General features: G+C 58.6%; 22 protein-coding genes. 15 read left to right on the top strand and 7 right to left on the bottom strand.

Translation table 11 applies throughout. From position 1 onward, the window contains the following. Nucleotides 1-164: 164 nt before the first annotated feature. From RVM24_RS15375 to RVM24_RS15365, 3 genes are all read left to right on the top strand, one after another. Nucleotides 165-1,157, top strand: coding sequence for a hypothetical protein (locus RVM24_RS15375; protein ID WP_374812624.1), 993 nt, complete (start codon nt 165-167; stop codon nt 1,155-1,157). Between the two features lie 116 nt (nt 1,158-1,273). Continuing rightward, nucleotides 1,274-1,711 (top strand): YtoQ family protein, encoded by a 438-nt coding sequence (locus RVM24_RS15370; protein WP_058091620.1) that lies wholly within the window; start codon nt 1,274-1,276, stop codon nt 1,709-1,711. Nucleotides 1,712-1,763: 52 nt separating this feature from the next. Next, the gene (locus tag RVM24_RS15365; protein WP_431474318.1) at nt 1,764-2,654 is read left to right on the top strand and encodes a DNA ligase; all 891 of its coding nucleotides are present in this window, start codon (nt 1,764-1,766) and stop codon (nt 2,652-2,654) included. Here the strand turns inward: RVM24_RS15365 and RVM24_RS15360 are convergent. After that, nucleotides 2,651-3,244: an ATP-dependent zinc protease family protein gene (locus tag RVM24_RS15360; protein ID WP_061330931.1), complete on the bottom strand. Its 594-nt coding sequence runs from the start codon at nt 3,242-3,244 to the stop codon at nt 2,651-2,653. The two genes, RVM24_RS15365 and RVM24_RS15360, sit on opposite strands and share 4 nt — an antisense overlap. Nucleotides 3,245-3,478: 234 nt before the next feature. Here RVM24_RS15360 and RVM24_RS15355 point away from each other — a divergent pair, with 234 nt between their 5' ends. From RVM24_RS15355 to RVM24_RS15345, 3 genes are all read left to right on the top strand, one after another. Further along, a complete protein-coding gene (locus RVM24_RS15355) occupies nt 3,479-4,390 on the top strand; it encodes an esterase/lipase family protein (protein WP_374812620.1) in 912 nt (303 codons plus the stop codon). Beyond that, complete coding sequence (locus RVM24_RS15350; RefSeq protein ID WP_152439347.1) at nt 4,387-4,689, top strand: hypothetical protein; 303 nt, start codon at nt 4,387-4,389, stop codon at nt 4,687-4,689. Before RVM24_RS15355 ends, RVM24_RS15350 begins: the two co-directional genes overlap by 4 nt. Before the next feature lie 130 nt (nt 4,690-4,819). Beyond that, the gene (locus RVM24_RS15345; RefSeq protein WP_319634251.1) at nt 4,820-5,398 is read left to right on the top strand and encodes an outer membrane beta-barrel protein; all 579 of its coding nucleotides are present in this window, start codon (nt 4,820-4,822) and stop codon (nt 5,396-5,398) included. 49 nt (nt 5,399-5,447) lie between these two features. On the opposite strand, the gene RVM24_RS15340 is transcribed toward RVM24_RS15345, so the two are convergent. Continuing rightward, nucleotides 5,448-8,411 carry a transporter substrate-binding domain-containing diguanylate cyclase gene (locus tag RVM24_RS15340; protein ID WP_431474317.1) on the bottom strand — a complete coding sequence of 988 codons (2,964 nt, stop codon included), beginning with the start codon at nt 8,409-8,411 and terminating at the stop codon, nt 5,448-5,450. A gap of 125 nt (nt 8,412-8,536) precedes the next feature. On the opposite strand from RVM24_RS15340, the gene RVM24_RS15335 reads away from it, so the two are divergent. Next, nucleotides 8,537-9,316, top strand: coding sequence for an ATP-binding protein (locus tag RVM24_RS15335; RefSeq protein ID WP_342631372.1), 780 nt, complete (start codon nt 8,537-8,539; stop codon nt 9,314-9,316). Nucleotides 9,317-9,322: 6 nt separating this feature from the next. On the opposite strand, the gene RVM24_RS15330 is transcribed toward RVM24_RS15335, so the two are convergent. From RVM24_RS15330 to pdsR, 3 genes are read right to left on the bottom strand one after another with little or no spacing between them, the layout of a single operon-like run. After that, nucleotides 9,323-10,630, bottom strand: coding sequence for a DUF3422 family protein (locus RVM24_RS15330; RefSeq protein WP_431474316.1), 1,308 nt, complete (start codon nt 10,628-10,630; stop codon nt 9,323-9,325). Next, nucleotides 10,627-12,678 (bottom strand): proteobacterial dedicated sortase system histidine kinase, encoded by a 2,052-nt coding sequence (pdsS, locus tag RVM24_RS15325; protein WP_431474315.1) that lies wholly within the window; start codon nt 12,676-12,678, stop codon nt 10,627-10,629. The genes RVM24_RS15330 and pdsS overlap by 4 nt, the downstream gene beginning before the upstream one ends. A gap of 2 nt (nt 12,679-12,680) precedes the next feature. After that, a complete protein-coding gene (pdsR, locus tag RVM24_RS15320; RefSeq protein ID WP_152439343.1) occupies nt 12,681-13,382 on the bottom strand; it encodes a proteobacterial dedicated sortase system response regulator in 702 nt (233 codons plus the stop codon). A 280-nt stretch (nt 13,383-13,662) separates the two neighbouring features. Between pdsR and RVM24_RS15315 the strand changes: the two genes are divergently transcribed. From RVM24_RS15315 to RVM24_RS15295, 5 genes are all read left to right on the top strand, one after another. Next, nucleotides 13,663-15,702: a marine proteobacterial sortase target protein gene (locus tag RVM24_RS15315; protein WP_431474314.1), complete on the top strand. Its 2,040-nt coding sequence runs from the start codon at nt 13,663-13,665 to the stop codon at nt 15,700-15,702. Beyond that, entirely contained in the window at nt 15,699-16,280 is a 582-nt protein-coding gene (locus tag RVM24_RS15310) for a class GN sortase (RefSeq protein WP_431474313.1), read from the top strand. The genes RVM24_RS15315 and RVM24_RS15310 overlap by 4 nt, the downstream gene beginning before the upstream one ends. 47 nt (nt 16,281-16,327) lie before the next feature. Next, nucleotides 16,328-17,047 carry a lysophospholipid acyltransferase family protein gene (locus tag RVM24_RS15305; RefSeq protein WP_152439340.1) on the top strand — a complete coding sequence of 240 codons (720 nt, stop codon included), beginning with the start codon at nt 16,328-16,330 and terminating at the stop codon, nt 17,045-17,047. Between the two features lie 74 nt (nt 17,048-17,121). Further along, entirely contained in the window at nt 17,122-17,364 is a 243-nt protein-coding gene (locus RVM24_RS15300; protein ID WP_061330921.1) for a GlsB/YeaQ/YmgE family stress response membrane protein, read from the top strand. A 1-nt stretch (nt 17,365) separates the two neighbouring features. After that, entirely contained in the window at nt 17,366-17,767 is a 402-nt protein-coding gene (locus RVM24_RS15295; protein ID WP_061330920.1) for an MAPEG family protein, read from the top strand. 62 nt (nt 17,768-17,829) lie between these two features. Here the strand turns inward: RVM24_RS15295 and RVM24_RS15290 are convergent, their stop codons facing one another. Next, entirely contained in the window at nt 17,830-18,270 is a 441-nt protein-coding gene (locus RVM24_RS15290) for an OmpA family protein (protein WP_061330919.1), read from the bottom strand. 295 nt (nt 18,271-18,565) lie between these two features. On the opposite strand from RVM24_RS15290, the gene RVM24_RS15285 reads away from it, so the two are divergent. Then, a complete protein-coding gene (locus RVM24_RS15285; protein WP_431474312.1) occupies nt 18,566-20,017 on the top strand; it encodes a rhomboid family intramembrane serine protease in 1,452 nt (483 codons plus the stop codon). A gap of 50 nt (nt 20,018-20,067) precedes the next feature. On the opposite strand, the gene RVM24_RS15280 is transcribed toward RVM24_RS15285, so the two are convergent. Beyond that, complete coding sequence (locus RVM24_RS15280) at nt 20,068-21,522, bottom strand: B-box zinc finger protein (RefSeq protein ID WP_431474311.1); 1,455 nt, start codon at nt 21,520-21,522, stop codon at nt 20,068-20,070. A gap of 240 nt (nt 21,523-21,762) precedes the next feature. On the opposite strand from RVM24_RS15280, the gene RVM24_RS15275 reads away from it, so the two are divergent. Both RVM24_RS15275 and RVM24_RS15270 read left to right on the top strand, forming a co-directional pair. After that, the gene (locus RVM24_RS15275) at nt 21,763-23,286 is read left to right on the top strand and encodes a methyl-accepting chemotaxis protein (protein ID WP_431474310.1); all 1,524 of its coding nucleotides are present in this window, start codon (nt 21,763-21,765) and stop codon (nt 23,284-23,286) included. Between the two features lie 191 nt (nt 23,287-23,477). Next, complete coding sequence (locus RVM24_RS15270; protein WP_011785425.1) at nt 23,478-24,683, top strand: ISL3 family transposase; 1,206 nt, start codon at nt 23,478-23,480, stop codon at nt 24,681-24,683. Nucleotides 24,684-24,685 lie beyond the last annotated feature (2 nt).

Genomic DNA, 24,685 nt, shown 5'->3' with positions numbered 1-24,685 from the left:
GACTCCAGGGGACATGTTGGCTTATGGACGCGGTTCCCGAGAGTCCCGTCAGGGTCGTTCTGGGGTCAATATTCCGCAGCACTATGAATGGGCGGTGCTGCGGTTATTGGTTGAATCCACGACTAGCCCGTCCAAGGTAGTTGCCGAACTGGATATCAAATTTTATGCAAACCGCTAATGGATTAGCAGCCAGTTATACGCCTGGCGCCTATCGCCGGGATTCAATTCCACAACAGGAACCCCTAGAGAATATCAGTCGGTTTGCCAAGTCACTGGAGGCAGGGGATTTCATTGAGCGTTTACCCTGGGGGGATTATGCGGGTCTCGATATGCATGTCCTTCCCCAGTATGTGAAGAACTACCAAAAGAAACTCGAGTCGGGCGGAGTTGGCTGGGTCGGGCCCAAATGGACGCATCGACAGCAGCCAACGGATTTTGTCAAAACCCGTTGGCAGTTGTTACTTATGCTCGCTGGTGGTTTAGCAGACTACGGAGTAATGAAAGTATTCTTCATCGCCTTCGCTTTTGCTGAAATTGTCGCCTATATAAAGTTTGAAGAGTTTTCGTTTGTTTTTCTGGCGTTGGTCGGTGTTCACTTATTCTTCCGCTACCCCTTCACCTGGTTTCTGCAACGCAATCCCGGAGTCATTGTTAAGGATCTGGGCTGTGGTTTTTTCCGCCCGACGGGCATGGTGAAGTTCCGTACCTGGCGAGAGGAAACCTTTGAAGCACCGTTTATCGAGTTTGATCCCTACATCTCGTTTCATGTGAATCCGAAGGGCCCCGTCAGCTACAAGCTACTTCTGCGCCATCGATATACCGGTTGGCAAACGACCGTCGCGCAGGTGGCGGATGTCCACAAAGTGGAGCTGTATGCGCACTGGGATGAACTGCAGCGGTATATGGACGTTAGCCAGCCCTTACCCGACGTTCCGGCGTTGGAAAAGTACCGTCACCTGGACCCCACGACAGCCGAGTACGATGCAGCAGGCAAGCGGGGAAGACCAGCGGACTATTGGGCGACTCTGGATTTGACGTGGTGGGCAAACGAAGGTTATCCGGCCCACCTGAAGGCTATTCGGGAATTCCCATGGTCGACACTGGAGGATCGGATGGAGAAAAGCGTTCCGAATCTGGCCGAGGCGGCCATGGTGTAATACCCATGAGGTTCTGCCGCCGACATCGGCAAGGCGAGGCTCGGCCGTGAACATCTCTCCCCATTGGCGTATTATCCCCGCCTGACTGATTAACCAACACTCCAGGGGAGCCCACCATGATCTGGACCGTATACCTTTCCGGCGAAATCCACACCGACTGGCGCGAGCAGATTGCTGCGGGTGCCGAGGCGGCGGGGTTGCCGGTTGAGTTTACCTCTGCCAACACCGACCACGAATCCAGCGACGCCGCGGGCGATTTCCTGGGTAAGCCGGAGAGCAATTTCTGGCGTGATCACCAGTCTTCCAAGGTGAACGCCATCCGCACCAAAACCTTGCTGGAGCAGTGCGACCTGGCGGTGATCCGCTTTGGCGACAAGTACAAGCAGTGGAACGCGGCCTTCGATGCCGGCTACTGTGCCGCCATGGGCACGCCTTACATAACCCTGCATGATGAAGACATCGTGCACCCGCTCAAGGAAGTGGACGCGGCCGCCATGGCCTGGGCGCAGACGCCGGAACAGGTGGTTGAGCTGCTGAAGTATGTAACGGCCTGAGTACGGCGTTTTTCGTAACATCATCAACAGGATGTAAAAAGGGCAAAGGAACATGCCACTCTTCACTACCGGCAGTGTTAGGGCAACAGCCCTGACACTTTGCCTGCTTTTTCTCTCGTTACTTGCCAGTGATCCGGTTAAGGCCGATCCCCGGCCGCCTGCCATCCCCCTGGCCAATGTCTATCACTCGGGTGTAAACCTCGAGGAATACTGGGTCAGCGAAAAGCTGGACGGTGTCCGGGCCTATTGGGATGGCGAGCAGTTCTGGTCCCGCGGCGGGCATGAATACGTAGCGCCGGACTGGTTTACGGCGCAGTTTCCCCGGCAGCCGTTAGATGGTGAACTCTGGAGCGGTCGCGGGCGCTTTGCTGAGCTGTCCGGGGTGGTGCGCAAAGTGCAGCCGGTGGATCATGAGTGGCGTCAGGTGAGGTTTCATGTGTTTGATCTGCCACAGCCTGAAACCGTGTTCGAGCAGCGTTACCGTCAGTTGGAACAGCTGGTTGCAGCCTCTGGCTCTGAGTATCTGGAATTGGTGGCGCAGCGTCCGGTTGCCCGCCATTCTGAACTGATGGCAGAGCTTGAACAGGTGGTGGCTGCCGGTGCTGAAGGGTTGATGCTAAAGCGAAGAAACAGCCGGTATCAGGCCGGTCGTTCCGATGATCTGCTTAAAGTGAAAACCCATGAGGATGCGGAAGCGAAAGTCGTTGGTCACCTGCCGGGCAAGGGCAAGTACGAGGGGCTGATGGGGGCTTTGGAAGTGGAGCTGTACGATGGCCGGCAGTTTCGCATCGGAACCGGGTTTACCGATGCGGACAGGCGCAACCCGCCGGCGATTGGCTCAATCATTACCTTCCGCTACCGTGGTTTGACCGCCACCGGCTTGCCGAGATTTGCCAGCTTTCTTCGAGTCCGGAATGATGAACCGGTGCCGAAAGCCGATTAGGGCGAGATGGCCTTGCTGCTCTGGGCCAGCTCCTCCAGCGTGCTGTATTCACACTCCAGTTCAGCGATGAAGGTGCGGCCGGAATCGGTCAGGATGTTGTCATCCCGGAGTAGTCGGCGGCCCAAAAGTACCGGGTAGGAAAATTTGCCCCGGTCGGTGAGGGAAAACTGGGTTTCATGGACCTTGCCGCCGAGACAGAAGTCCATTTCGACCACATAGCGCCGCTGTGAGGGGGCGCCCTTGCGTTTGATCAGTACGGTGCGATAGACCGGCCGCTCAAATTCCAGAATCACTTCGTCGTGTTTCAGATCACCCTCGCTGGGCTGGTCTTCGTGGTCACCCAGCGGGAGCTGGAAGCGCACCCACTCCTCGTTGTCCTTCTCGAAAGATTCCACATTCACAGCATGCAGGGACGAGGTCTTGGCGCCGGTATCCAGGCGTGCTTTTAACCGGATGCCGGTCTCGCCCATCACCACCCACTCCACAAAGCCCATCACTTCCGGCTCCGCCGATGCTTGTGACTGAGTCTCGGCCGTGGCCGGGTTGGCAGAGAACAAGAGGCTGGTCAGGGCGATGACAGCAGATCGCATTGGATGCTTCCTTTGGCTGGTCAATCTGAAAAGGTGGAGCGGCACGGGCCGGTCCGTTTCTGTGCAATTCCAGCAAGGTTATCAGGGTCGGTCGCCTGTAGCCCTTTCGGGCAGATTAACAAACCGTGAGCCTGTCTTGCCGGATTTGCTCCGGGGCCGCCACTCTGGCCCGAAAATGGCCAGTGTAATGCACTGCAAAGGGCGTACACTGAAAAAATACTCGGGAGACTAACCATGGTGTCTGTTCCTTCCGCTGGGCGAGTCCAGCAGCACATTTCAGCCATTGCCAGCGGCTTTCTGGGTGACTGGCTGGAGCACCGGGGCAATCCGCTGGCGGTGCCGATGACGGTGTTTGCCGATGGCGAAGCGCTGGATCTGCAGAATCCCCAGCCCGCAGCGCCGGGGAGCGTGCTTTGCCTGTCCATCCATGGGCTGATGGAGCTGGAATCGGTGTGGGATTTTCCGGCCAAGCCCGATGAACACTACGGCACCCACCTCGCCAACACGTTGGGCGATACGTCGGCCCTCAAGCTCCGTTTCAATACCGGTCGGCCCATTTACCGTAACGGCCAGGATCTTGCCGCGTTGCTGGAGCGGCTGGTGAGTAACTGGCCGGTACCGGTAAAGCGGATTGTTCTGATCGGCCACAGCATGGGAGGCTTGTTGATTCGCAGTGCCTGTCATTATGGGGCTGCGAATGATCACCGCTGGGCCAGCCTGAACCCGGATTGTGTGTACATCGGCTCACCTCACGATGGCTCCTGGCTGGCGGTGGGCGCCCATAAAGCGGCAGGCTGGCTGAATCGGGTGCCCCGGGATTATCTGAAAGTGGTGGGCGAGGTGATTGACCTTCGCAGCGAGGGTATCCGCAACTTATCCCGGGGGGATGCTTTTGAACCGGGTACCTCAGATCAACCGCTGTTGCACGGTGCCCGGCATTACGTGATCAGCGGACTGCTCGCCAAGGGCGAACGGCACCCTGTAAACGTTCTGTTTGGCGATGCCCTGGTGCATCAATCCAGCGCCCGTGGTGATCGTCGTGAAGGCTGGGAGCTGGCGGGCATCGCCAATTTTCCCGGTGTTGACCATATTCGCCTGGCCCACCACCCCTTGGTGAGCCAGCAACTGCAGGAGTGGCTGGCATGAAAGGACCGGACAACAACACGCAATGGTGGCTGGGTGTGACGGAGCTGGTGGCCCAAGGCATGCATCACGGCGCGGTTAAGCTGAAACGTGTGCACCTTTCCATTGCAGACGAGAGTTTTCGGGTGCTGGACGCCATTCCGGCCACTCGGCCCGGTAGCCGGCTTGTTCGGGTGTGCCACCATGGTATCGCCAGAGTCAGTTACGACAGCGTGTCGCTGGCCGGTCGTGTGATTGCCGAAGGGGCGGCGTCTGCCGGTGCCCGTTTGGCGATGCGTCGGCAAGACATGACTGAAACATGAATGATTCTTAGTAGGGTTTTAACCCCCAACCAGACGTTATCTCTGTAGGGTAAACGCATGCAATCGGGATAGAGACATCCGGATTGTTCGTTTCGACGAATGGAAAACCCAACCACAGAGGAAACGCGTTATGAGCTACAAAGCCAGTTTTGCGTGTGCCACGGTTCTGTCTGCTGCTGTACTGACAGCCCCTGCCGTCTGGGCACAGGATAAAGTGAGCCGGGATAACTCAGGGCCATACATCAGTGGTAGTTACGGGGGCTACAAATCCCACGGCGGTGAATTCAAGGATGAAAACGATCTGCTGGGTGCGGCGCTGGGTTACCAGTTCAATGAGTTCTTTGCCCTGGAAGCGGAATACATTGATTTCGGCAAGTTCGGCGATGACGACGTTAAAGCCAAGCTCAAAGGGGTTGGCCTGAGCGCTGTTGGCCGTTTGCCTCTCACTCAGAGTTTCGGGGTGTATGCGAAGGCCGGTGCATTCGCTTCGGCCTTTGATGTGGATGCCTTCGATGAGAGCGAAACCTACGACGAGGTCAATCCGTTTGTTGGTGCCGGTGTGGATTTCCGGGTGACTGACAGCCTGACGGCCTTCGCCGAGTATGCCCGCTACAACGTGGATATCGATGAGGACGACTTTAATGGTCAGATTACCAATGACGGCCCGGATTTTGATACCGGCCGGGTTGGTTTGAAGTACCAGTTCTGATCGGTTGCAGGTTTGGGGCGCCGGCTGTAACAGGCCTGCGCCCCTTTCTTTACGCCTTAGGGTGTTCTGCTTCGTCTGGCCCCGATGTTTGCCCTGCTGGAATAACCTCCAGACGGTTCCGGCCGTTACGCTTGGCGGTGTATAGGGCCTGGTCGGCCAGTCGGAGATATTCCGCAGATGTGTGCTCTGGAGTTGGAAGCCCCAACGCCAGGCCAATGCTGACGGTCAGATCAATCCCTTTATCCTTGCAGGTATCGCAGCGCCGGTTTGCGACTTCCTCGCGGAACCGGTTCAATCGAGCCTTTATGTCATCTGCATCCTGATAACTGGTAAAAATCACGAATTCTTCACCACCAAACCGTGCCAGGCGGTCCGTGTCTCGTCGGAAATGTTCCCGCATGGTGTTTGCCAGGGATTCCAGGCACCGGTCACCGGCCTCATGCCCCCAATTATCGTTGATCTTCTTGAAGTGGTCCGCGTCTACCATGGCAACCGCAAAGCCGGTCCGGTGGCGCAGGCACCACTGATAGCTGTTGGAGAACTCCCGGTCAAAGTAGGTGCGGTTGCCCAGGCCAGTGAGGTTGTCGGTCACACTCAGGCGGGATAGGGCGGTATTCGCTTCGGCCAACTCCCGGTTGAGGCGGCCAAGCTTTCGGTTCCAGTAGACCAGCAGGGCGGTGGCCAGCAGCCCCAGCGAAAGTATTTGCCAGAACCGGGTATAGTCCACGCGTTCCTCGATTCGCAGGTTGCGCCAGGTGCTTTCAAGTTCTGTTCGCTCCGCCGGTGTCAGGCTCAACACCAGTTTTTGCATGATCCCATGTAAGGTAGGTTCGTCATTGCGGGTGCCAATCGCCAGTGACCAGTCGGCGGGTACCCGGCCAATCACCTTCAGGTCCGCCAGGCCCATTGACTGCATGTAGTAACTGGCGGTGGCCAGTGTAGTGACATAGCCGATCAGCTCCCGGTTCTGAAGTTTTCTCAGGCCCTCTTGCTCTGACTCTACGGTAACCAGCTGCAAGGATGGATTGCGTTTGCGCAACAACTCGGCAAACGCGTAGCCTTCCACAATGCCAACGCGGCCACCCTCCAGCTCGTTGAGACGCTGAATGAATGGGGCCTCAATACGGCCAATCACCACGTTCGGCACTTCCAGATAGGGTGAGGTGAAATCCAGATAAGCGGACCTTTCCGGTGTACGCATGGCCATCGGGAACATGTCGCAACGCCGATCCTTCGCCGCGGCAATGGCTTCCTGCCAGTTGCTGGTGGGCACCAGCCGGAAACGCAGGTTACCTCGTTGGCTGAACAGCTCAAGCACATCTGCGGCCAGGCCGGTGTGTTTGCCATCCCTCACGCCTTCGAGGGGCATCCAGTCCGGGTCTGCGCAGATGCGAATTTCCCGATTCCGTTGTTCCAGCCATAGGGATTCGGTGTCTGTCCAGTTCACCAGTTCCGCTGTGTTCAGCGAGGGCTGGTTGCTGGCGCCGAGCCAGCGGGTTTCGATCACCTGTTGTTCCGTTGGTGTAATGCTGGTCAGTGCCTGATTCAGGATGTCTGCCAGCGGCGCCAGAGCCGGTCTCACCCCGAAGCGAAGGTCCTCACCACTGAAACCCGGGAGTTGAAGTTCTCCGGCGATTCGGGTGCCACTGATACCCAGTTGCCGGATCCAGTAATTGCCCGAATGCAGGGCTCCGATAACGACATCCACATCGCCGCTCGCCAATGCCTGGAACATGGGTTGCTGTGAGTGGAAGCTGAGCAATGTGCCGTTACTCAGCAGTTGCCGAAGGGTTTCCTCATAGTAGATGCCCGCGCCCAGTCCAACCCGATAGTGCTTCAGGTCCTCGAGATTTTGGTAGTTGAGACTCTCATCCTGGGTAAAGATGACGTTGGGAATGATGTGATAGGGCGAGGTGAAGTGGGCGAAGGACTCCCGTTCCGGGCGGTGGGACATGTTGGCCATGACATCAATATCGCCGTTCTTGAGCATGGGAATCAGCTCGTCCCACTGGCCGCTGACAGGAATAGCCTGCAGGCCAGTCAGATCAACCAGCCGGTTCATGATATCAACGCTCAGACCTCTGACCCGCCCGCCGTCGGTGAAACTGAACGGCGCATAATCATCCATGAATCCGACCCGAACCGGCCCCAGACTCGCCAGGTACTGTCGTTGTTGCGAGCTGAGGGCCAGCTCTGTACCTGTGGAACCGGTCAAACCGCCAAACTCCTGCCAACGCTGCAGCAGTTGCTGCAGTTTTTCCTCCGGTACGGCATTCAGCCCGGCCTGAATCTGATTGAACAGGTTCAGGTTGTCGGTGAGAACACCAATACGGAAATCCTCCCCGGAGTATTGTTGCAGCGGCGCCGGGCCCAGCAGTTCCAGGAAGCGGAAACCGGCCTGGTTGGCCAGATACTCCATAGTGAGTTTGGGGCCCACAGCAATGTCGATCCAGCCAAAGGCCAGTGCCCTTACAACGCTCGTCAGGGAGTCGTAGGTGGTCAGTGAAATGCCGGCGTCGGCGAATTCGCTGCGGTAGAAAATGTCCTCTACCATGCCAACGCGAAGGCCTTGTAAGTCGTCCAGCGCCTCAATCGTGGGAGTCGGGCGGGCGCTGTCATGCATCAGGTAGATTTCGCGGTAGTGATAAGGTTCGGAGAACAGGACCTTTTCAGCACGGTCCGGGCGCCAGGAAATACCGTCTATCGCATCCAGATCGCCACGCAGGAAGGCCGCATAGATGTCTGGCCAGCTACCGGCACGAAAATCAAAGATCAGGTTGCTGTTGCTGGCCACTTCCCGAAGGACGTCAATGGAGAACCCGGCTGGATTGCGACCTTCAAAAAAAGTGTAGGGTTCGTTGTCGGCCACCACGCCAATTGTGACCACGGGAGACGGGCTCTCCGGCTCTTCCGCCCGGGCTGCGAACGTCAGCACCGCAATCATCAGTGTGGCCAGCGTTAGCCAGGCAGCACAGAATTTTCGCTGGGGCGGTTGAGGCAGGCGGCTTTGCAAGGTATATCTTCCCTGTGAATAACAGTGCCAGTGTAGTTGCAGATCGTAACCTTTGACATGGGTGTGTGGCTATATTGAATACATATTCAGGCTATGAAACGGCACGCCTTTGATGGAGTAGGGGAATGACAGAAACGGGTTTTGACTGGCAGCAGGTTCCGGCCGCAGTATGGCGCCGGCACCGCTCCGGCCTGAGGGCCATTCGCCGGCTGGATCCGGTCAGATGGGCTGACCTCACGGGTATTGACCGGCAGAAACAGGCGTTGGCCCGCAACACCGAACGCTTTCTGGCGGGGCAGCCCTCGAATAATGCGTTACTTTGGGGTTCCCGGGGCACCGGCAAGTCGTCCCTGATCAAGGCGTTGCTGAACCGTTACCAGGCTGATGGCCTGCGCATGATTGAAGTGGACAAGGATGATCTGGTCAACCTGCCGGAGATTGTCGACGACATCTGCGAGCTGCCGTACCGCTTTGTGATCTTCTGTGATGACCTGTCGTTTGATGTGGGGGAGTCCGGTTATAAGGCCCTGAAAAGCGTGCTGGAGGGATCACTGGAGCTGCCCCCGGAGAACGTGCGGGTGTATGCCACCTCCAACCGCCGGCACCTGATGCCAGAGTTCATGAGTGACAACCTGAAAAGCGAGGTGCGCGACGGCGAGCTGCACCCGGCGGAAGCCATTGAAGAACAGGTCTCACTGGCAGACCGGTTCGGGTTGCAGCTGTCGTTCTATCCGTTTTCCCAGGATGTCTATCTGCAGGCGGTAGACGCGCTGTTTCCGGAGGTGGCAGACCGCTCGCAACTGCACCAGGAGGCCGTCCGGTTTGCCACCGGCAAAGGCGTCCGCAACGGCCGCACAGCGCAGCAGTTCTACCGGCAGTTCGCCGGCGACCCTAGATTCAGTTGAAGCCCGCTACTGCCGGCGGGCCATGCGGATAAACCGGTGGTGGATGGTCCGGATGCCCAGGAACACCAGCACCATGATCACCGGGATGGCCACGCCCAGCACCAGGGATTTGTTGAACGCCAGGCCACTGTCCTGCAGCACGTCCAGGCCGAGTTTCAGTAGGCTGATCAGGTAGTAGGAGATCGCCACCACCGAGAAACCTTCCACCGTGTGCTGCATCATCAATTGAATGCGGGAACGGCGGTCCATGGAACTCAGCAACTGCTGGTTCTGGCTCTGGATCGCCAGTTCCACCCGGGTACGCATCATGTCGGAGGCGCGGTCCACCCGGCGGGACAGGTCTTCAAGGCGTTCTCCCACGGCTTCGCAGGTTTTCACGGCCGGTGTCAGCCGGCGGGTCATGAATTCGCTGATGGTCAGGTGGCCGGAGACTTCGTCTTCCCGCAGTTCTTCCAACCGGGTCAGTACCAGTTCGTGGTAGGCCCGGGTGGCGGCAAAGCGGAAGGTGGAATGGGCCCGGTAGGCTTCTATCCGGGCGGCAATGTGGGTCAGTTCGGCCAGTATCTGTTGTTCGTCCAGGGATTCGTTATCCGCCAGGGACTGGGTGATGGTGGCCAGTTTGTGGTCCATGTCATTCAGGCTGGGCGTTATTTCCCTGGCCAGTGGCAGCGCCAGCAAAGACATCAAACGGTAGGTTTCAATCTCCATCAGGCGTTGTACCAGGCGGCCCAGCTGGCTGTTGGACATCTTGTGATTGAGCACCATGAACCGGCCGAAGTGGTCGCTGTGCAACTGGAACGAGCCCAACACCCGGGCGGCGCCTTCCTGTGGGCTGCTTCCAATGAGGCGCATACCTTCGAAATACTTGCGCATGAACGCCAGTTCGCTGCGGGCGTCCTCTTCTGACGGGCGCACCTCAATGTGGAAGGCCCCGACAATGGTGCCGTCCAGCTGTTCCAGCCAACCCTCAGGTAATGAGCTGATGCCGGTCTCGGCAAACGGGGCGGCATTGGAAACGTCCAGATTGGTGAAGGTGTAGGAGGCAAACTCCATATGTACTTCACGCCGGACCCGCAGCTTGCCGAAGTTGTGCTCATAGCAGCTGACTTCCTGTTCCGGCCAGGGCTCGCCCAGCATGCGGTGCAGCCGCTGAAGATGCGCGAACTGTGTTCGGCGCTGCTCCGGTGTGACCAGCACGGCAATGTGGGTCACCCGGGCGGTGGAGGGTATCACCTGAAAGGGGCGTGAGTGCAGTTCCTGGTAAAGGTCTGCCCGCAAGGGATGAAAATCCAGGGATGACGTTTCGGCACTCACAATGTTGATCCTGTTTCCGGGCGGTATACCGGGATGATAACCCGGAAGCTCACCCCGTCAATGCCACCTTCGCGGGCGTTTCGGGCCTCCACATAGCCACCATGGTAGTCGGCAATAAGACGTACGATCAGCAACCCCTGGCCCAGGTGCCCCTCGCTCTGGCCCTGGCGCTGGGAGACAAAGGCACCAAAAATATCCACGCCGGCGTGTTCCGGCAATTGCGAGCCTTCGTTGAACACACACAATTGGTAGTGGTCCGAATGGCGTTGCAGGCTGACCTCTATGGTGCCGCCTTCGGGGGTAAAATCCCGGGCGTTATCCACCAGCTTGTCGAGCATTTGCACCAGCATTTCCGGTGAGCCCATCAGTGGGCATTCCGCTTCGGGAATCTGGTAACGGATCTGGTGGTCGGCATCCAGTTGTTGGTACGCCGCGGTGGCTTGCGCGACCACCTCGGACAGGTCGAACTGTTCTTTGTCGGCCTGGTCGAAGCTCTGCTCGAGCCGTGCAGCCTCACTCATGCTGTTGAGAATTCGGCGCAGCCGCTCGGTGGCCCCGGCGGCCCGTTCCAGGTATTGCTGCCGTTCCTGCTCGGAGCTGTTATGAGCGAGGTTCTCGAGGGACGATCTGACCACCGCCACGGGGGTTTTCAGCTCATGGGACAGCCGGCGGGAGAAACTCTCCAGATAGTGGTTGTAACTCTGCAACCGTTCCACCATCTGGCTGAAATGCTGCTGCAGTTGCCCCAGTTCATCCCGGGTTCTGGCGCTGGGCACCGGGCTCAGAATCCGGCCATCTTCGTCCACACTGGCGCTGACCAGGCGCTGCAGGCGGGCAATTCGCCAGGACAACCAACTGGCGTAACCCAGCAGAACCAGAGTTAACGCGAGAATGATCAGGAGGCTCCGGGCCAGGACACTGCCAAGGGCCGAGCCGGAGACGGTGAGCAGTTGGTCGAGGGACTGTTCCAGTACCAGCGAGCGACCGCCAAACAGGTCATGCTCGGTGGCCAGCCAGACCGAGCCGTCATTTCGCCTGACCAGATGGTTGTCTGGCAGACCACCGGTGATCAGCCGATGGCCCGTTTCTGCCAGCGGTGTCGGCTCTGGCTGGTAGAGCTGAATCAGCGCTCGCAAAGCGTTCAGTGTGATTTTCTCAAGCACTTGCACGGGGGACAGGTCATCAAAATCCGGGCCTTGGCCCGTGGCCGGATGCCGGTGATGGGCAACTATCCAACCCGCCGGCTCAACCACGGTGACTTGCTGGCCGTCACCGAGCTGCTCCGCCAGTGCCCGTTCCAGTTCCGGGATTCGCTGCACCAAAGGGGGGGGTGGTTCAATGCCGGTGCCGGGTACGGAGGCCTCCTGGCCTCCCTGGGTAACACGGAAGCCAAGCAAGCTGCCACGGGCAGGCTGCGGCATCTGCAGCTCCAGCTGCCAGCCAGCCCCCCGATCCCGCCAGGCACCCTGAACCCGATAATCCGGAGTTTGCTGGCGATCTTCCCGAATGGCATTCACGCTGCCCGGTGCTGAGGTTCGTAGTGTCCAGCGTTGCCGTGGCACCGGCTGTTGCAGGTCGGTGACCGGCGGTTGCAGCACCAGCTCAAAGCGATCGTGGGGTTGGTCAGGCCGGTTCTGCTGAAACAGTTGCATGGCCTGGTTCTGCATCTGGACCAGCAGGAACAGGTGTCGGCCATCACTGGCGGCCTGCCATCGCAGATGGGGTGCGCCCGGCACGGGCAGGGGCTCAGCCGATTGCCAGGGCTGCAGGTGATCGGGCTCATCGTAACCGGGCCAGTCGTCGGCATGGCCGTCGGGTTTGATCGGTGTTTCTGCCGGGCTGGCGTAGAGCGCGTTCGGGGTGGCGATGGTGGGTTGCCCCAGCAGCAGGTCGCCGGCCAGGTTTGCCATCCGCTGGCCCCGCTCCTGGAGCTGTTGCAGGGCCTGTTGGCGCAGGGCGTCATCCAGTTCCAGCACAAACTTCAGCCCGGCCCAGGGGATCAGCAGCATCAGCAGGCTGGCGAGAAAAAGCTGGCGTTTAAGGCTCAAGGTCAGACCTCACGGGCATTCCAGCGGTAACCCATGCCGTAGGCGGTCTGAATGCCATCAAAGCTGCTGTCCAGCTGGCTGAATTTACGCCGGATGCGTTTGATATGGGAGGTCACCGTGTTGTCATCCAGTACCGTGCTGGCGGCTTCCATCAGCTGGTCCCGGCTGCGAACGTGGCCGGGATGCTGAACAAGGCTGTGCAGCATCCAGAATTCGGTTACCGTTAAGTCCACGGGCTGGTTGTCCCAGGACACGGTCATGCGGTCGACGTTGAGCGACAGCCGGCCCCGGTGCAGCAGCTCATCCGGCTTCTGCAGCGCCTCAGCCCAGGCATCGGCCCGGCGCAGCAGGGCAGTAATCCGGGCCAGCAGGTGGTCCAGGCTCATGTCTTTGGTGACGTAATCGTCTGCGCCCAGGCGCAGGCCGTGCACCGAATCGATATCGCTGTCCCGGGCGGTCAGGAAGATAATCGGCAAGGTGGCAGACTGTGACCGAAGGTCCTGGCACAGAGCAAAGCCGCCTTCCGGCTCGTCTCCGAGCCCGACATCGATAATGGCCAGGTCTGGCAACGCCTGGCGCAGCACCTGCCAGGCCGATGGCCGGTCGCCATAGGCAGATACCCGGTAACCCCTGCGCTCGAACGCCGCCCGGTAGTTATCGCGAATGCCTGCTTCGTCTTCAATCAGAACAATGTGTTTTTTCATGAGTGATGCTGTTCAGCAAGATGTGTTGCCATTAAACCATGCTCCTTGTGCGGCACAAGTCGATGCCGCGGGATTGCCATAATTCATCATTTTCTATCGCCAGCTTGCCCGTTTCTGCCACGGCAGGGCCCATTCAGCCTGTTGCAATGGCATCACTAACTTCCACAAAAAGGATGTCGTGATGATGTTGCTATCGCTGCTTGCCAATCCGGCCGTACGGCCCGACCTGTTCACTGCCCGCCGGGCGAAGCCAGCCGCTAAACAATCCAGGTGGTTGCGGATGGCCGAGGGTATCAGCCTCTGGTTGGCGGTTCTGCTGATGTTGTTTGTCCACCCCCTGTATGCGGAGGCGCGTCAGATGGACATGGAACAGCCGGGTCAACTGTACCTGATGAATGATCAAAGTGCCCGGCAGCAGCCGGCCCTGATTCTCGACAGTGACTTCCGGGTTCATGTGTCTGGCCTGCTGGCGGAGACCAGGCTGACCAGGGTTTTTCGTAATACCAGCGACCAGTGGCAGGAGGGGATTTTCGTGTTCCCGTTACCCGACAAGGCCACGGTGTTCGGGCTACGCATGACCATTGGCGAGCGTGAAATCCTGGGTCACATCGAGCCCAAAGCCAAGGCCCGCCAAACCTATGAACGGGCCAGGCAGGCCGGGCAGCATGCGGCCACGCTGGAGCAGCATCGCCCGAACCTGTTCACCAGCCGGGTAGCCAATATCCCGCCAGGCGAAAGTGTGCAGGTGGAAATCCGTTATCAGCAACCGGTGGCCTACAAGCACGGTGAATTCGAACTTCGACTGCCCACCACCTTGACCCCTCGGTATATGCCAGGCGAACCGCTGGCGGAAACCCAAGGCCCGTGGCAGTCGGGGTGGGCGCTGGCCACCACAGAGGTTGCCGATGCCCATGAAATCAGTCCGTTTACCGTTCGCCCCCAGGACGTTGATGGCGGCAGCCACCGGGCCAGAATCGGAATAGAGATCGAAAGCGGCCTGGCCCTGGCGGATGTCTCCAGCCCAAGCCATCGACTGCACACCGAACTGGACGGTGCAAGGGCGACGGTGAGGCCGGAACAGGAAAAGGTGCTGATGGACCGCGATGTGATCGTCAGGTGGCGCCCGGTAGCCGGCGGTGAGCCAAAAGCGGCCGTGTTTCACCAGACCTGGCAGGGTGAGGATTATCTGATGGCCATGGTGCTGCCGCCTGACACGGTCGGGCCGGTGCTGCGCCGGGAGCTTGTGTTCGTTATTGATACCTCGGGTTCCATGGCGGGGGATTCAATCGCCCAGGCCCGTTCTGCCCTGCTGAAGGGGCTGGAAACCCTGCGCCCCGGTGATTCGTTCAATGTGATCCAGTTTAACAGCCAGGCCCATGCCCTGTTCGCCCAGCCTGTGCCGGCAGAAGGCCATTATCTGGCCCGGGCCCGGCGTTATGTCCAGGATTTGCGGGCCAATGGCGGTACCGAAATGGCGGGTGCCCTGTCGTTGGCGCTGGGAATGGACTCTGGCCCGGGTGGTGAACGGGTGCGCCAGGTGGTGTTTATCACCGACGGTGCCGTGGGCAATGAGTCTGCCCTGTTTAACCAGATCCGCTCGGGTTTGACTGACCGAAGACTGTTTACCGTGGGGATTGGCTCTGCTCCCAATATGCACTTTTTGCGGGAGGCGGCCCGGTGGGGCCGGGGTGAGTTTACTGCAATTCACTCAGGCGCCGAGGTAGACCGGGCCCTGAACCGTCTGTTTGCCGCCATGGAGGCACCGGTGCTGACCAATCTGGACGTCCGCTGGCCGGATCAGGGGCAGCCTTTGGAGCCAGTACCGGCCAGGCCCGGGGATCTGTTTCGCGGCACGCCGTTGGTCCAGGTAGTCCGGGGACTGCCGGCAGCAGGGCAGTTGCAGGTTTCCGGCCAGTTGCCCGGAGGCCGTCGCTGGTCCACATCTCTGGACCTGGCCCAGGCGGCGCCCGCCAGTGGTTTGAATCGTCACTGGGCCCGCGGCCGGATTGATGAGCTGACCGATGCCGCCCGGCTTCAGGGTCAGACGCCGGATGAGCAGCAGATCACTGAGCTGTCGGTTCGCCACAGCGTGATTTCGCCATTCACCAGCTTTGTGGTGGTGGAGCGGCGCCAGGCTCGTCCGGAAACCGAAAGCGCAGGGTCACAGAGCATACCCACCCTGCTGCCGGCAGGTAGCCAGCCCGGTATGCTCAGGTACCCCCAGACAGCCACATTCGCACCGTTGTTCACTGCGCTGGGTTTGCTGGGGCTGATGTTTTCCCTGGCGATTGCCATGCTGAACCGGAGGCCATCCCTGTGAGCCGCCTGCTGCTGTTACTGTTCGGCTGTTCTGCCACGGTGCTCATGTTTGGGCTGTGGATTCCCTTCAAGGCGCTGGTGGCACAGGAGCTGCTGGCACTTGCCTGGGCGGAAACCCAGGCCCGTCAGGTCCAGGCCCGGCCCTGGCCCTGGGCCGATACCTGGCCCGTGGCGAAACTGGAAATGCCCGAGCTGGATGTGTCGATGATCGTGCTGGATGGCCTGCACGGCGAAAGCCTGGCCTTCGGGCCGGGCAAGTTGGTGGCTGGTGCCGACGGGCCGGTCATCCTGGCCGGGCACCGGGATACCCACTTCAGCCACCTCCAACATCTCGCGCCGGGCAACCCAGTCAGATTGCAAGGCCAGGATCAGCGTTGGCAGGATTATCGGGTGACCAGTATCCGGGTAGTGGACAGTCGTAAGGAGCTAATCAACACCCACACACTGGCTGCCGGCACCCTGCTGTTGGTTACCTGCTACCCCTTTGATTCCTTGGATGCTCGTGGCCCACTGCGCTATGTGGTTGAAGCCCATCCCGTTTACGCACTCGAACAAAAGGACACTGTTGCCGCGCTTTAGGTTTGGCGTACACTTGTGCGCCAAGTGAGTCTCAACGGAAAAGCAGTATGGCAGTGGTAAGAAAAATCCTGGCGTGGATCAGCGTGCCAGTCTTGTGCCTTCTGGCATTGGTGTTATACCTGGCCCGGCCGTTCAACCCGGATAATAACCGTCTGCTGGGCTGGATTGTCGCCCGGGTAGGGCGTTGTTTGCTGGGCATGAAGCGCCCCCTGTACGGGGCTGAGAACATGCCGCAGGACAGGCCAACGGTGATCATCGCTAACCACCAACAGAACGACGACCTGTTCCTGATGGGTGACTTGCTACCGCCGCGCACGGTGGCGGTAGGTAAGTCCTCATTGGTCTGGGTGCCGTTCTTTGGCCAGGTATTCTGGCTGGGTGGCAACATCATTCTGAACCGCGGTCGGTCCCGAAAAGCGGTGGCGGTAATGGAGGCCACCAGTGAGGCGATCAACCAGCAGCGTAAAAGTATCTGGGTATTCCCGGAAGGCACCCGTAGCCGTGGCCGTGGCCTGGGAAGCTTCAAGAAAGGTGCGTTTCACACTGCCATTGCCGCCGGTGCCCCCATTACCATGGTGTGTGCCGGTGAGTATCACGGCAAAACACGAGGCTGGTCTGGTCGCAGGGAGCCAGTCCCGATGCGGATTCTTCCTCCTGTCGAAACCCAGGGGCTGACCTCTGCCGATGTACCCGAGCTGATCGCCCGGTGCCACCAACAGATGTCGGAAGCCATCGCAGGGCTTGCACGAACTCCCGGAACTGCTTGAATGGCCGTGAAAAACAGGGCAGTCTTCTGAACAGGAATGCATTCTGGACTGGTAAACCTTGGGAGAATGGATAGATGAGCCTGATCTGGTTTCTGATCATTGGTGGTCTTGCCGGCTGGCTGGCTGGCCTGATTATGAAAGGCAAGGGCTTTGGCGTGCTGGCCAATATCGGTATTGGTATTGTCGGTTCGGTGATTGGCGGCGTGCTGTTTGGCGTGCTCGGGCTGGCGGTAAAGAGCATGGTCGGTGAGCTGGTAACCGCGACCGTCGGTGCGGTACTGCTGTTGGCAGTGGTCAACAAGATAAAGCAGGGCTGACATGATCGTACCCGTAACCGCTGTGTTCGCGGCCGTCCTTGGTTTGTTGTTGCTGGTGTTGTCCGGCCAGGTGGTCAAGTACCGGCTAAAGTACCGTAAAGGGCTGGGCGTGAACGACGATGTCGAGTTTGAGGCAGCGGTGCGCGCCCATGCTAACCTGGTCGAATATGCGCCCATTGGCCTGATTATGCTGGCGATTGCCGAGCTGAACGGTGTTGCCTCAGGCCTGATTTACTGGACCGGCATGGCGCTGGTGGTGGGCCGTATTCTCCATGCCTGGGGCATGATCAACGGCAAGGGTGGCCCCCACAAGGCCCGCATGATCGGTATCCTGTTAACCTGGTTGGCGATTCTGGTGGCGGCGTTGCTGTTACTGTGGAACGTCTGGCAGGTGTACGGCTGAGCAAGCCGGCAGCGATTGCTTAAACGGGGCCTGTTGGCCCCGTTTGTGTATGTACCTGGCGCTCAGAGTGCTTGGGCAATGTCCATGGTCAGGTATTCCAGCTCCACCCGTCGGTTGGCCGCGTGGTCTTCCGGCCGGGCCAGGGGGCGATCCGAACCCCAGGTAGCCAGCACAATGGCAGACTGGTGAACGCCCTCGCGCATGAGCAGGCGGGCCACAGAGTTGGCCCTCAGGCGAGCCAGGAAACGATTGTATTCCTCTGAACCAAAGCGGTCGGCGTGGCCATGAATTCTTACCCGCACACCCGGGTGATTTTTCAGGTAGGCAGCGTGCTGCTTCAGAACCTCGATGTCACCGGCATCCGGAGTGTGTTTGTTGAAGCCGTAGTGAAATCGGGTGCGGTGAGGACGGCTTCCGTCTTGTGAAGGCTGGCCCGCCATGCCGCCGAATGCCAATGCGGCCTTCGCCAGCAAGTCAGGGTTGTCCAGAACTAGTACGGTCATGTGCAGTATCCTCGAGTCCAGAATCCGGTTTTTGTTGTTATTGCTTCCCCAATATTGTTGGTTGAAGCAATAACGGCAATTGGCGAATGGTCGATAGGCACCGGAAGTGAGTGGTTACCGATTGAATGGCATTTGTGTGACTGTGTGATGACACCCACGGTTGTGTGCTGCGCCACATTTCCCGTTGCAGACCTTTGATTTCTGCTCGCCAGGTGTCATTACACCGGGAAAAGAAGTCGCTGCTGTGGTAAAAAGCAGCTTTTCAGGGACAGATTGTGATGAATTGTGACCGCCCATGCTGATTATTCCTGCCGAGAACGCCGTTAACTGGAAACGCCCGCCCTGGGTAACCCTGAGCCTGATGATGGCTTGCCTGCTGGTCTTCCTGTTCTATCAGGGCGGTGACGACCGCAAGTTTGAAGCCGCCCTGGAACAGTACCTGGAAGCCGACCTGCTGGCGCTCGAGGCACCGGCTTATGAAGACTATCTGCAACGGGAAATCCGGTTCTCTGGTGATGCCCAGAGTGTGCTGGAGCTTCAGGAATTCCAGCAACTGCAGGAGGACAACGAAACCTTCTGGCTGGCAGCCACCCTGTTGGTGGACCGGGAGTTCTACCAGTACCTGCAAGAAAACCGGGACCTGATCTGGGCGCCGGCTGAACGAAGTCACTGGCTGGAGCAGCGGGTTGCCATCGACGAACAGTGGCTGTCTCGCATGAGCGCCTATCAGTTGGGGCTTATCCCGGCTGAGTTGTCGCTTTACAGCCTGATTACTTACCAGTTTCTGCATGGTGGCTGGGGCCATATCATCGGTAACCTGCTGTTCCTGTTCCTGCTTGGCTTCACGGTCGAGAAAGCCCTGGGGCCGGGCCGTTACCTGATGGCCTACCTGGCCTGCGGTGCGTTATCTGGTCTGATGTACACCGGCTTCTCCATGGGTAGTCAGATTCCTCTGGTGGGCGCGTCTGGCTCCATTTCCGGGTTGATGGGAATGTATGTGGCCATATACGGCTTGCAGAGGATCCGGTTTTTCTACTTCCTGTTGGTCTACTTCAACTATTTCCGGGCACCGGCCATCGCCCTGTTGCCGGTGTGGGTAGGCAAGGAAATCTATGATTACTGGTACGCCGGCTCTACCGGTATTGCCTATATGGCCCACGCTGGCGGGCTACTTGCCGGTGCTGGCCTGGTCTGGCTGTTGGGTAAAAGCTGGTTGCAGGTAAAAGAAGAGTTTTTTGAACCGGAAGAAGATGAACAGGACGCCCGCTTTACCTCGGCGTATGCCCAGGCTATGGCCAGCCTTGGAAGGATGGATTTCGATCTGGCCCGGCGTCAGTTCGAGGCGTTGCGGGAACGCTATCCCGAGCGCGCCATTGTGTTGGAACATCTGTACCAGCTGGCCAAACTTCGGCCAGACCTGCCAGCCTACCGGGACCTGTCACGGGAACTTATGGCCGATGCCATGGCCCGACGGCAGCCAGAGCAAATGATCTCAGTATGGCAGGAATATCTGAGCAAGGGTGAGGCCCATCATCCGCTGGCGGTGGAAGACCATAACCGGGTAATGTTTGCCAGTCTCAAGCACCACGATTTGAAATCAGCGGAAAAGGCTTTTGAACGCATGCGCTCAACGGCGGATGTGGAAATGGTCAACGAGGCCTGCCGGTTGTTGCTGGCGGAGTTCGAGAAGCACCAGATGGAGCCAAAAGCCCGCCATTACCGCCAACTGCTCAAGAACACTTTCTGAAGCCTTAAATGCCGGCACAGCGCAGGTTGCCCTGTGCCGGCGCTTTCTGATTACTCCGGTATCTCAAAACTCGCTTTCGGGCCTTTCAGCGGTTGCTGATTGCGGGCCTGTTCCAGCCAGGTGTCGATCTGCCCATGCAAGGGGTGGGTGACACAGCGTTTCTTGATAAACGCGAGAAACGCACTGGCTTTCTCCCACTGTTGCAGGCCATTGGCCAATGCCTGGGCGGCCAGTAAATAGGCCGGTGCCAGCTGGTCGCTGTCCGGGAACCGTTTGTGGAAATCCTGGAGCAGCCGCAATGCCGGCTTGAAGTGGCCCCGGTGATACAGGGCACTGGCACACTGCACTGCCAGTTCCGGATCGTCCAGCTGAAAGCCGGGCTCAGCCGCTTGTAGGGTCTGCATCAGCTGGTTCAGCCCGTCACCGTCATGCCGCTGGGCCAACCACGCGATCAGGCGCGGGTGGTACCGGTACAGCTCGGTCGTTGCCTGCCGGGCGGTCAGAATCTGATAGAGCTGCCCGATGCGTTTCGGATTGTCCCGGTCTTTCTTGAGGGATTCGATCAGCATGCTCTGAACCCGGTCGTAGTTGCCGTCTTTCAGGTTCATGTCCAGATCGGCATCAAAGCGAGTGCTCCGGTCCCGGTTCTGTTGGTCTGCGTCGCTTTCTGCCCCCTGAATGTCCGAGGCAAAGCCCAGTTCTTCCTGATACTGGAACAGCAGGTAACCCAGCATGTGGAACAGAATCAGGGTAAAGGTACTGTTAAGGAAGCCCGCCAGGGGCTGTGCGACCCACATCGGGAAGTGATCAACGGCAAAATCCTGGGCCGCCCCGGAAGCCAGGGTGAGCAGAATCAGATAGCCATACAGCAGGAAGTAGGGGGTGCCGATACGGGAAATCAGCACCGCCAGGTTCATCGGGTTCACCGCCGCACCCACTGATCGCTCCATCGCCAGCACCATGATGCTGGCGGGCAGGGCGAGTATCGCAAATGCCAACGCCAGCATCATAAGAATCGGCCCGCCGATCATCGCGGCCGCAGCCACCAGGCCACCCATCAGCACGAACACCAGAAGCTGCAGAATAACGATATCAAAACCGCTGCCCGTAAACGCCACCGACACCGGTGGCGGTTTCAGATGGCCTTCTGCGGTGTGGCTGATCACGGCATAGGTGTATTTGAACAGGGCCAGTGCCAGCACCAGCCAGATAATCAAGCCGACAATGTTCGCCGGTGCAACGATGGGCACCAGCGTACATATGGCGATTACTATCAATGGATCGGTATGGAACGGGTAGCGGAAGAAAGCGCCGATACGGTGCCAGAAGGGCACCACCTCGGTTGCCGCCCCGAGATACCGCATGGCCTTGCTGCAGCGTGGGCACAGGGCGCGGCGCTGGCGGGTATCTGCATCGGGCATGCAGCGGTTGCAATAGTGCATCTGGCACTCACCACAGTGCCACTTGGCCGGGTCGCCCGGGTGGTAATGACAATCGTGTTTCACGGTAGATCCTGATCCGTCAGAAAACAGCGCCAATGATGACAGAACTGGCCCCGGGCCGCAGCTGATCTGTTCACACATCCCTGCCGTGAACACGATAAACATCCGTTAAGTGAAAGTACGAACCAGCTGTGTTGTCTGTGATCTGCAACAATTCAGGTTCGTAAATACCCGAACGAATGCATCCTGATAGTGCAACCCACCAGACAAGTCCCGCGCGACATACCCAAGAGAATGATTCCAATGACAACCGTTGTTAGCGTCAGCGATCTAACCCGAGAGCAAACTCTGGTCACCGACTGGCAAATGCTCCTCATATTGCTGGCCCACGTGCCTGTGGTCGGCTTGCTGGTGCCCGTTGGTTATGGCACCCATGCGTTCGCACTTGTGGCGTCAATGCTTGTGGGAGGCTTGGCAACTGGTGGTTACTTCCTGTTGCGGGGAAGTCGCGCCAGTTCGAGTCTGTTTGCCGTCTGTTTGATGTTGTTCTCAGCCATCATGATTCAGGCCCAGATGGGGCGAATCGAAATGCACTTTCATATCTTTTCCGGACTTGCCCTAACGATTATCTACCGGGACTGGCTGCCTGTAGTGGTTGCGGCCGTTACGATCGCCTTACACCACCTGTTGTTCACGGCACTTCAACATGCCGGCACGCAGATAGGCTCGATGCCGCTGATGATATATGACCACGGGCATGGCTGGGGCACTGCCATGGTTCATGCCGCCTTTGTAGTTTTCGAGGCCGGTATCCTTGTGTTCTTTGCCGTGCAAATGAAGCAGGAGCGTAACCAGGCGTTCCGTATGATGTCGATTGTTCAGGCGTTTGACCGGGAACATGATCTGTCCGGTCGTTTGCCCACTGAGGACCGCAGTGTCAGCGCAAAATCCTTCAACGACATGATGGAGAAGTCCTGCGAGCTGATCCGGCAGATGCGCGGTTTCTCTGATGAACTTCAGAGCAACACGGCGCAATTAGTGCGAGCCAGTGAAAGCACCCGTCAGTACGTTGAGGAGCAACAGCAGCAGGCTGATCAGGTGGCCACAGCGACCAATCAGATGTCTGCGAGTGTGCAGGAAGTGGCCCATAATGCCCAGTTGGCTTCCGAAGCCGCTACCGATGCGGCAGGTTCTGCCTCCGCTGGCAGTCAGGCCATGGCCAGCGCACGCACCATGACAGACGCTACCAATAAAGCTCTGGCGGACAGTGCGCGCATGGTGGCTCAGTTGACCGACAAGGTGGAATCCATTGCCCGGGTAACGGGCTCGATACACGACATTTCTGACCAGACCAACCTGCTTGCACTGAACGCGGCCATTGAGGCCGCCAGGGCGGGCGAGCACGGCCGGGGCTTTGCCGTGGTCGCTGACGAGGTGCGTTCCCTGTCGCGTCGTACCCAGGAATTCACCGATGAAATCCGCACCACGGTAGATGAACTGAAAGACCTGTCGGAAGCGACAACGGCTGCGATGCAAATGGGGCAGACCCGGTCAATCGAATCGAACCGGGCTATTCAGGAAGCTGCCGAAGCCATCAGCCGCATTGAGCAAGCGATAGACGCTGTCAGCAGCATGAACAACCAGATCGCCGCCGCCTGCGAGGAACAGGCCGCTACATCACTGCAGATTAACGAGAACATCCACACCGTTGCCAGTCGCACCACCGACGTGGCAAAAGAGGCTGAGCTGGTACAGGGCCTGGCGGATGCGATTGATTCCAGCGTGGCAAGTGTAGACGGATTGATAGTGCGATACCGGCTGCCCTGAGCAGAGCTCAAAGCAGCACCGGCTCAAAGTGCTGACCGCTTCGTTCGCGTATCAGATTGATTGCCTGGTTAATGGACCAGGCTTTTTTGTGGTTCATCGCGGGTTAGCGTGAAAAAGTAGGAGACGGCGGTCAAACCGGTTAGTTTTGAGTTCGCCAAAACAACAAACCTGACCGACTCACCGCCGTCCCTATGAATGCTAATCCTCTTGCCCTGTTCTGGGAAGGATTCACGATAGAATCGTATGCCCAGATTGACGCTCAATCTCTGCTCATCCGACTGCAACCTGCCGACGATTACTTGCCATGCTGCAGTGGTTGTAATCAGCACACGCTTGCCATCCATGACATCAGCACCCGACGAGTCCGAGAACGCGACCTGTTCCAATACCGCGTCTGGCTGGACGTGCCAGTTCGCCGAGTTCGTTGTACGACCTGTGGCCCCAAGCTTGAACAGATTCGCTGGTTACCAGGGCGACAGCGTCTGACGGCAGGCATGGTCAGTTGGATTGAATCCCTGGTACGACTGATGCCGATCCAACATGTGGCAACGCTGCTAGGGTTGCATTGGCATACGGTCAAGGCCATCGACCATCGGCGCCTCAAACGAGAAGTGACTGAGCCAGATAAACGCCGGATTCGTCGACTGATCATGGATGAGTTCGCCTTGTTCAAGGGACACCGCTACGCCACCGTGGCGATTGATGCGGATACTCAACAAGTCCTCTGGGTTGGAGAAGGCCGCAGTCGAGCAGCGGTACGCCCCTTCTTTGAATGGCTGGGGCCGGAAACCTGTGGCCAGATCGAAGCCGTGGCGATGGATATGAATACCGCCATGGACCTGGAAGTTCAGCACCACTGCCCACAAGCACGGGTGGTCTATGACCTGTTCCACGTTGTAGCAAAGTTCGGACGGGAAGTGATTGACCGTGTCCGGGTCGATCAGGCCAATCAGCTTCGACACGACAAGCCGGCTCGCAAAGTAGTGAAACGAAGTCGCTGGCTGTTGCTCAGAAACCGAGGCAACCTCAAGGACGAGCAGGCTCTGAAGCTCGAAGAACTGCTGCAAGCCAACCAGCCCCTGATGACTGTCTACGTCCTGAAAGACCAGCTCAAAGAGCTCTGGTACGCTCCCTCAGAGGCCGATGCCAGACAACGCTGGCAAGACTGGCTAAATCTGGCTATGAGTAGTGGGCTGGCCCCCGTGCAGCAGTTTGCCAGGCGCCTCAAGGGCTACGTCGACGGCATTATCGCCAGCGCGGTCTACCGGTTGAACACCAGTGTGTTGGAGGGAATGAACAACAAGATCAAGGTGATCAAGCGGGTGGCCTACGGCTACCGGGATAACGACTACTTCTTTCTGAAGATAAAAGCAGCATTTCCCGGTAAAGCGCGATGAAC

This window comes from Marinobacter sp. KM021 (assembly GCF_050707965.1).
Taxonomy (GTDB): domain Bacteria; phylum Pseudomonadota; class Gammaproteobacteria; order Pseudomonadales; family Oleiphilaceae; genus Marinobacter; species Marinobacter shengliensis.
The sequence above is the reverse complement of the archived record's forward strand: the minus strand, read 5'-3'. Positions and strand labels throughout refer to the sequence as shown.